Source organism: Tunicatimonas sp., from assembly GCF_049647865.1.
Classification (GTDB): domain Bacteria; phylum Bacteroidota; class Bacteroidia; order Cytophagales; family Cyclobacteriaceae; genus Tunicatimonas.
This window is the reverse complement of sequence record NZ_JBARYM010000703.1, coordinates 1-8,481: the sequence shown is the minus strand read 5'-3', so window position 1 is coordinate 8,481 and position 8,481 is coordinate 1. Positions and strand designations below refer to the sequence as shown.

General features: G+C 45.0%; 7 protein-coding genes. 5 read left to right on the top strand and 2 right to left on the bottom strand.

Features of this window, described 5'->3' with window-relative positions; translation table 11 throughout:
- Positions 1-1,598 (top strand): sulfatase/phosphatase domain-containing protein (locus tag WBA23_RS20565; RefSeq protein WP_424584158.1); only part of this gene is annotated, 1,598 nt, incomplete at its 5' end.
- Between the two features lie 72 nt (positions 1,599-1,670).
- Complete coding sequence (locus WBA23_RS20560; RefSeq protein WP_424584157.1) at positions 1,671-2,177, top strand: hypothetical protein; 507 nt, start codon at positions 1,671-1,673, stop codon at positions 2,175-2,177.
- Positions 2,178-2,271: 94 nt separating this feature from the next.
- On the opposite strand, the gene WBA23_RS20555 is transcribed toward WBA23_RS20560, so the two are convergent.
- On the bottom strand, positions 2,272-3,801 hold the full coding sequence (locus tag WBA23_RS20555; RefSeq protein ID WP_424584156.1) for a choice-of-anchor I family protein: 1,530 nt from the start codon (positions 3,799-3,801) through the stop codon (positions 2,272-2,274).
- 199 nt (positions 3,802-4,000) lie between these two features.
- Here WBA23_RS20555 and WBA23_RS20550 point away from each other — a divergent pair, with 199 nt between their 5' ends.
- From WBA23_RS20550 to WBA23_RS20540, 3 genes are all read left to right on the top strand, one after another.
- The gene (locus WBA23_RS20550) at positions 4,001-5,191 is read left to right on the top strand and encodes an MFS transporter (protein ID WP_424584155.1); all 1,191 of its coding nucleotides are present in this window, start codon (positions 4,001-4,003) and stop codon (positions 5,189-5,191) included.
- Positions 5,192-5,281: 90 nt separating this feature from the next.
- The gene (locus WBA23_RS20545) at positions 5,282-5,491 is read left to right on the top strand and encodes a 2-oxoisovalerate dehydrogenase E1 subunit beta (protein WP_424584154.1); all 210 of its coding nucleotides are present in this window, start codon (positions 5,282-5,284) and stop codon (positions 5,489-5,491) included.
- Positions 5,488-5,634: a type II toxin-antitoxin system HicA family toxin gene (locus WBA23_RS20540; protein WP_424584153.1), complete on the top strand. Its 147-nt coding sequence runs from the start codon at positions 5,488-5,490 to the stop codon at positions 5,632-5,634. The genes WBA23_RS20545 and WBA23_RS20540 overlap by 4 nt, the downstream gene beginning before the upstream one ends.
- Positions 5,635-5,724: 90 nt before the next feature.
- On the opposite strand, the gene WBA23_RS20535 is transcribed toward WBA23_RS20540, so the two are convergent.
- A complete protein-coding gene (locus WBA23_RS20535) occupies positions 5,725-8,211 on the bottom strand; it encodes an efflux RND transporter permease subunit (RefSeq protein WP_424584152.1) in 2,487 nt (828 codons plus the stop codon).
- Positions 8,212-8,481 lie beyond the last annotated feature (270 nt).

The window sequence follows — 8,481 nt, the reverse complement described above, 5'->3', positions numbered from 1 at the left end:
CCAAACCCAATTTCATTGAAACATTTCCGGAGTACCTACGCGATAGTGCGAATTATTTTACGACCAACAACGGGAAAACTGATTTTAATTTCAGTCCGGAAGGGGTATGGGATTATTGGAAAGGAGACGTAGCTCCCTGGCGCAACCGCCCGGCGGAAAGGCCATTCTTTAGTATGTTCACTATTGGGGCAACCCACGAAGGGCGCGGTAACTCTATTGAACGTCATCAGGAAGCTACCGCTCAGTTGCCTGAGAATATGCTACACGATCCAGCCAATGCCCCGGTGCCACCGTACTACCCCGAAACGCAGGAAACCCGCGAACTCTGGGCCCGCTACTACGATCTGATTACGGAGTTTGACCGGCAAGTGGGCGAGATATTAGATAGTCTGGATGCAGATGGCTTAACCGAAAACACGATTGTTTTTGTCTTCGCCGACCACGGTTTTGGCTTGCCCCGTTACAAACGCTGGCTATACAAAACTGGGTTGCACGTTCCTCTACTCGTGCATATTCCCGAAAAGTACCAGCATCTGGCTCCTCAGGCAATGGGTACAGAAGCCGAACGACTGGTCAGCTTTGTAGATTTTGCGCCAACAACACTTAATTTGGCTGGGGTCAGTATTCCCGAACATATGCAGGGGCAAACCTTTTTGGGAGAATCAGTAGCTGAACCGCGCGCTTATGTGTACGGAGCCCGCAGCCGGGCCGACGATATGTACGAAATGTCTCGGGCCGTGTTGAATGATCAATACATTTACATTCGTCACTATATGCCGTATCTGCCCTACATTCAGCCGGGCCTTATTTCGGGTGATCAGAAGGAAAGCTATCGGCTATTGCGGCAGTACAGAGAAGCCAGAACGCTATCGGAAGAATCAATGGAAATGTGGCAACGTAAACCAGCCGAGGAGCTATATGATTTGCAACAAGATCCGCAGGAATTAAATAATCTAGCTGATGCTGATGAGTACCAAGACATTAAACAGGATTTGCACAACCAGCTGAACGAATGGATGGTAGAGAAAAAGGATATTGGCTTGTTGTACGAAACTGAAATGCTACTGCGGGCTGAGAATTCATCCCCTTACGAAGTTGCCCGTAGCTCGTCGTTTGATGTTAAGAAGGTACTGAATGCGGCCGAAATGGTGGGTATGGCCGATCCGCAGAAGCTTGTTACAGCTTTAGAAAGCCCAGATAGTGGAGTGCGTTTTTGGGCGATGGTGGGATTGCGAGATTTGGGAGAAAAAGCTGGTGCGTATCAATCGCAGATAAAAGCCACATTAGAAGATGAGTCGGCTGCCGTGCAGTTAATGGCGGCGGAAACGCTTTGTCTGCTAGGTGACTGCGAACCTGCTTACCCAGTTTATGAAAAGTGGCTGGGCGATGAGCGAAACTGGCTGGCGTTGCAGGCTGCTCGTAGCCTACAGCTGATCGGTGAGAAGTCTTGCTCCTTAGCGCCTCAGATGCAGAAGAAAATTAAGAGCATGATGAACCCGCCGGGTGAACGGCGTAAGTATATTGACTTCAACTACGCATCTTTCACCGGTTGGGCACTGGAAGAAGCTTTAAAGAATTGTGGGGCGGAAGTACCGTAAACATCAATGGACTCTTAGAATTTTTGGTGAAAGGTACACTTATTGCACGCCTGAGTTATAAACTATTTAGAAATGAGAGTGACGTGGCTGCTGTTGATCCTTTGCTTTCTACTGGGATGTGGACTTTCAGTACCAATCACTTTTCACGGACAAAGTTTTAACGACTATCTGGATAAATCGAGGAGCGATTATTATTCAGTTCCGGCCGCTATTCAGCAACGGTGGCAGTTGATAAGTATTAGTGGCAATTCTGCGCCATTCGGTGTGAAACTAGCCGAACATAACTTTTTTATCTACTTCAGAACGAGTCAGGCAGGCAAAGGTAATTATCAGTTTGGGGGCAAAATGACCCAAGGATTTTGGGGAGAGTATACGTTCGACGAACAATGTGCCATCGAAATATTGATGATGAAAGGTATGGAGAAGATTAAATCAGACAGCGTAGGAAGTCTAGAAAGTTTATTTGAACGAATACTAGTAAATGCCGAAACCTACGAGATCACTGGTGAAAATATGATGCTATATTCTTCTACCGACACCTTAAGGTTTATTTCGCCGGAGCCGAGTACTTCTCGCTAATTTCACACTCAGAAGATAAGCCATTTTCGGCTTAGAGGTTACAGGTTTAAGGTGGTCCGAACTTGTCACCTTAAACCTGTAGCTCTTCAACATTCTAATTCTCAAAAATAATCACTTGCCCATCGTCTTCCGAACTCACAATGAATAGGTCTTTACTGTTAGGACTATCTTTAGCGGAAATGAAGAGTAAACCTTCGGGAGCATCACCGCTTTTTAGCACTTGCAGGAACACCGGGTAGTAAGGGTCACTTACATCGTATACCACTACGGCATCTACCCGCTCCAGACCAATGAAGGCGATAGTATGCTTGCCAATTTTTCCTATCGCTACCCCTTCGGGTTCTACCCCTTTAGCATCGCTACGACCGTCTTCGTACAAGCCTTCAGCAATGATAATATCTTCTATCTCATTGTTACTATCGTATACTTGCATTCCAGTGCCTCCGTCCCAGATACTAAACGAGCGAGCACCGTAAGAATATAGTTCTTCGTATTTGCCGTCACTGTCCGTATCACCTAGTGTGGTCGTAATCTGTAAGCGGCCTAGGTTTTCTTCCTGTTGTAACATAGCTGCATTTGGAAAAACAGTTTCATCCAACACTAAATCTTCCACTCGTTCTTCTTCCGAAAAACCATCGTAATCGCGGGCATCCCCTTCGTTAGCGGTGATTACATAATTAGAACCCATTGATCTGTAAACCTCAATAGCATCGGGCTGATACATTCCGAAAGCAGGGCGGGGAGCTTGCTGAATAGTGCCATCTTCATCGCTAGCATCAATAGCATTTTCCGCTAAGCTATAGTCTTTAAATCCGAGCGGGAATATTCCGGTAATGGTTTTGGTTACCAGATCAATACGGGCCAGTCCGTTATTCTCCTGAAGCGATACCCAAGCTACCAGCGAGTTATCCGATACAGTGATGTACTCCGGTTCGGTATCTTGGGCTAGATTAGCGTGAGGGCCAAATACTCGGTAGCCATCGTGCTCCAGCGCATCTTCAGCACTATTAAATCCTTCAAAACCTAACGTAGTAACGGCAAACGACTGATGAATCTGAATGATAGATACCGAGCCTTCCGGGTCATCGGTATACTCATCGTTCGGCTCACCCTCGTTAGCCACCAAAGCCAATTGCCCATCGGGGCTAAATGTGACCATATCGGGCAAGGCACCAACCGTTACATTACTAATTTCAGATAAATCTTCGGTATCAAAAAACACAACTACCCCTGGGTGGGTAGCTTCTTCGGCTTCTACTGCCGCGGCTAATAGCCCTTTGCTCACCGCTACACTATTTACCCCGGCTCCGTAGGGAGTTATATCAATACTCTTTACCAATGTAGGACTCGTTGGATCGGATAAATCAACGATGTCAATGCTCGATTGGTCACCCGCGTTATTCACCACGAAGAGTTGCGCGGTTTTAGGATCGTAGGCTGAAATCTCAGCGGCACCTTCCGATTCGCCGTTGGCATCCAATATAATTGAACCGATCTTGGTAAAGGCTATTTCTTTAGTGTCATCATCACCGGAGTGAATATCATCCAGGATCTCATCAATAATTTCTCGGCAGGAAGTGAACGACAGAGAAAAGATACAAAGTAGTATCCACGCTTTTTTCATAGTTAGTTTGGTTAGGTTAGAAAACTCTTGGTATTGTACAAATATAGAAGGGCAATTAAGCCAAACTAGTAGGTTCGCGATTGGTAACAAAAAGATAACCTTCTTAACAAATACTTAATACGCCAGTGTCCATAAATACTAGTAAAGGGATATTGAAAAATTCAATAAACTATCAGTAGAAAGTTCTGTTTCCCTTTCTATGGAATCTTCTCGCTGGGTAAAAATTACCCTACTACTGGCTAGCAGCCTTACGGTAATGTCAGGTGCGCTCATTGCCCCAGCCCTACCCATTATTGCCGATCACTTTTCTGAAGTACAAAATGCTGATTTCTTAACGCGCTTAGTGCTTACGGCACCCGCTTTATCGATTGCGTTGTTTTCGCCCATTGCTGGGGGACTCATCGATCGCTTCGGTAAGATTAAGTTGTTCGTGCTGGGAATGGTTGTGTACGCCTTAGCCGGTGGTGCGGGCTTCCTACTAAATAATATTTATCATTTGCTGGCTAGTCGGGCAGTACTGGGAATCTCAGTAGGGTTTATTATGACTACCGCTACTACCCTCATCGGAGACTACTTTGAAGGCGATGAGCGAAACGCATTTTTAGGTACCCAGGCTGCATTTATGGCTCTGGGTGGAACGGTATTCGTTGCGCTGTCCGGCCTACTCGCTGATATAAGTTGGCGGTACCCATTTTTGCTCTACCTATTCTCATTACCGGTGATCGGGTTCGTTCTTGCGTTTTTGAAAGAACCTAGCACTAATGAAGCAAATTCAAAAGACTCATCAGAGAGTGATACCCGTGGTTTCAAAAGAACCCCGATCGTTTGGGCCTACGCTGCCACGTTCTTCGGAATGGCCTTGTTCTACGTAATTCCGGTACAATCTCCTTTTCTCCTAAAACAGATTGGTATTGAAAAAGAATCTTTGTTAGGGCTGGGAGTAATTGTTGCCACGGTATTTGCCGCTGCCGCCTCTCTCTTGCATCCTGTGCTGAAAAAGCGGATGACTTTTCCCGCCATTTACGGACTTACCTTCGGACTGATGACCGTAGGTTACGGATTGGTTGCTCTAACTGCTAGTTTCTGGCCCGTGATGGTTGGTACGGCAATAGCAGGTTTTGGCGCAGGCCTACTGATGCCCAACGGCAACTTATGGCTTATTGAAGTGACGAATCCGGCTAAGCGGGGTAAAATTATAGGTGGGATGACCACAGCAGTATTTCTGGGGCAGTTCTTCTCTCCAATACTGCTTCAGCCAATTATTGATAATAAATCTATATTTACCGCTCATGCGGCAGCTAGTGGATTAGCGTTGCTAGTAGGAGGAGCCTATATTTTCCTGACGATAAGTAAAGCTAATGCCCCTACCAAAAAACAAGTCGCTCAATGAGGTGAAATATTACACACTCTGGAAAATTTTATGCAACTAAATAACTAACCCATATCTAATAGAATTAGTAAATTTGTAAAAAAGCTAGATATGACTGAGATTATCTTTGTAGTAGAGGAAGAACTAGAAGGCGGGTATCAATCCCGGGCTTTGGATCATGCTATTTTCACTGAAGGAGATACTTGGGAATCACTTAAATTAAATGTTAAAGAAGCGATTTATTGCCATTTTGAGGAGGAAATTCAGCGAACCAAAATAGTACGACTACACTTAGTAAAAGAGGCAACTTTTGCCGCATGAAGGTGCCCCGGAGCGTTTCTGGACAAAAGCTTATCAAAGCTCTGCGGTCGCTAGGATACGATGTTACCCGTCAGTCGGGAAGTCATATTCGCTTAACTACCCAAAAGCAAGGCACTCATCAATCTTACTATCCCCAATCATAATCCCATAAAAATCGGCACCCTATCCAACATTCCTAAAGAAGTAGCAGATCACTTTTAGATCACAAAATAAGAGCTGATAAACAAAATATTCTAACCCTTTTTCTTTACCGTTTCTGTAACTTCATTCTCCTGATTAGTTCTACCCGAAATCTGCAAACGTTTTAGATCAATTTCTTCATCATCGTCTTCCTGATAGAACTCATCGTAGTGTTCAATAAGGTGAAACAGGGGCTGCGAGCTTTTTCCAGCAATGCCCTTTCCGTTGTCAAAAACCATAAGCAAAGCGGGTAACACCGTAAGGTTGGTAAACATGGCAATTACTAAGGTGAGTGAGGTGAGAATACCCAAATACTGAGTGCCGCTCAGGCTAGAAGCCGCAAAAATGATAAAACCGCAAAACAGAATGATTGAAGTGTAAATCATGCTGGTGCCGGTTTCCCGTAGGCTATTACTAATGGCGATAGGCACAAAGAAGCGATTGCTTTTTAGTTCCTGTCGGTACTTGGCTAGAAAGTGAATAGAATCATCAACCGAAATACCAAACACAATACTAAAGATGATTGCTGTGCTGGGTTTGAGCGGTATCCCCACGAAGCCCATAATTCCCGCGGTAACAATGAGCGGGATAACATTGGGAACCAAAGAAATAAAGACCATCCGTACACTACCAAATAGTAACGCCATAATAACCGCAATAATACCAAAGGCAATCATCAGACTTACCAGTAAGTTATCAATCAGAAATTCGTTGCCTTTCGTAAACAGTAAACTGGCTCCGGTGATGAAGACGTCGGTTTCTGGATCGTCAAAGATTTCTTCGGCCTTAGGACGAATATCCTCTTCTACCAGTCTCCTAATTTCGTTAGAGCCTACATCGGCTACCCGCAAAGAAATTCGTATCTGCTGCCCGGTGCTATCGGCTAATCCATTGAGCAAACTGGGCGACGATGCTGAGTCGCTTTCGCCCCAGCTATCTTGGGTATTCTTCAAATACCGAAGCACAAATGCTTGATCCCGTTTATTGGGTAAGGTGTAAAACGCGGTGTCACCATTATAAAAGGCTTGCCGGGCCGCCTTCACAAATCCCGCTAGAGAAACGGGCGAGGCAATAGCCGGTTCCTGACTTAGGTAACTCTCAAGTTCTTCTACTTTCCGTAGCGTGGCTATCCGGGTGGCCGACCGGTTCTTTTTCGTATCTACTACAATCTCCATTGGCATAATCCCGGAAAAATTATCCTCGAAGAACTGCATATCACGCTTGATCTGACTATCTGCCGGAACCCCATCTACCAAATACGATACCGACTCAATTCGTAGTAAACCAATGGAGAAGATAATGGCTACCAATACCGATGCTCCCAGCACTCGGTAGCGATGCCGATGAACCAGAAGATCAAGTTTGGTGAGAAACCAATCGATAAGAGGAAAGCGAAGGTGCTTTAGTTGCCGGTCGCTGGGTGGGGGTAGGTAAGAAAATACTGAAGGTATAACGATGATACTAACCAGAAAGGTAGCTAATATATTTACGCCAGCTACAACTCCGAATTCCTCCAGAATAGAAATATCGGCAAACCAGAGCACCAAAAAACCGATAGCCGTAGTGACGTTCGTAATTAGCGTAGCCATTCCAATCTTCTGAATAATGCGGTTCAGGGCTTTCACCTTATCGCCGTGGGTACGGTACTCCTGATGGTATTTATTGATAAGGTAAACGCTATTAGGGATACCAATAATTGCAATGATAGGGGGGAGCAGCCCCGATAGAACAGTAATCTGATAGCCCATCCACGCCAGGGTACCTACCGACCAAACCACCATCACCCCAATAACAACCATCGGAAACACTACTGCATCCCAGGAGCGGAAGAATATCCAGAGGATTAGGGCGGTAACTACTATCGATAGAATCAGAAATAGCTGTAGTTCCGCCCGAATTTGACCGTTGATAACCGTTCGAACAAAGGGGATTCCCGCGTAGTGTAAGTCAATTCCGGTTACTTCTGAAAAGCTACTACCCAACTGCTGGATATCAGGTACCAGTAATTCGCGCTTATCCGAGTTTAGTGTGTTACTTTCTACCGCAATCAGCATGAGCGTAGCTCCGTTTTCCGGGTTGATAAGTTGGTTAGCGTACAACGGAAAATTTCGGGCTATCTGTAGCAGACTATCCAGTTCGGCTTGTTCATCGGGAATAGAAGTAAACAGGGGGGTAAGTTCAAAGCGCTTTGCTTCAGTATTCTTACTCAGCATCTGAAGCTGAGGTAGCGATATAATGTATTTAACACCCGACAGTTTGCCTACTTCATCGCTAAAATACTTGAACCGCCTAAAGTTTTCCTTTTGATATAATGCTGAATCCTGTACACCAATAACCAGTACATTCGCATCTTCGCCAAATTGTTTTTTAAACTGCTGGTAGTAAACCATAGCCGGGTCATCGTCGGGCACCGCCTCAACGTAATCGTAACTTAACTCAAGACTAGGAATCTTGTAAGCCATTACGGCGGTAATTACCGCTAGTAGTAGCATTAACCATAACCGAAACCGAATGATAAAATGAGCCAGCCTAATCCACATGAACGTCTAACCAATGCTTCACCGGGGTGGTGAATGTACTTTGTCGGGAAAATAATATAACTGATTGCCTGCCAACTAGTTCAACTTTTCGCGAAATTAGATGAATTCGTACTGTGAAGCAACTTATCTAAAAGCTACATACATTAAGTACATTTTCAAAATTAGTTTAGATTATTATATATATTGGCTTCCTATGGGAAGAGTGAATACACCAGCATTAGATGCAGAGGCTAAGCAAGAACTGAAAGAGGGCTTGCGGACGGGCAAAAG

Bases quoted from the DNA above. Each gene is read 5' to 3' on its own strand.
- WBA23_RS20560 (WP_424584157.1), top strand. From the start codon at position 1,671: ATGAGAGTGACGTGGCTGCTGTTGATCCTTTGCTTTCTACTGGGATGT.
- WBA23_RS20555 (WP_424584156.1), bottom strand. From the start codon at position 3,801: ATGAAAAAAGCGTGGATACTACTTTGTATCTTTTCTCTGTCGTTCACT.
- WBA23_RS20550 (WP_424584155.1), top strand. From the start codon at position 4,001: ATGGAATCTTCTCGCTGGGTAAAAATTACCCTACTACTGGCTAGCAGC.
- WBA23_RS20545 (WP_424584154.1), top strand. From the start codon at position 5,282: ATGACTGAGATTATCTTTGTAGTAGAGGAAGAACTAGAAGGCGGGTAT.
- WBA23_RS20540 (WP_424584153.1), top strand. From the start codon at position 5,488: ATGAAGGTGCCCCGGAGCGTTTCTGGACAAAAGCTTATCAAAGCTCTG.
- WBA23_RS20535 (WP_424584152.1), bottom strand. From the start codon at position 8,211: ATGTGGATTAGGCTGGCTCATTTTATCATTCGGTTTCGGTTATGGTTA.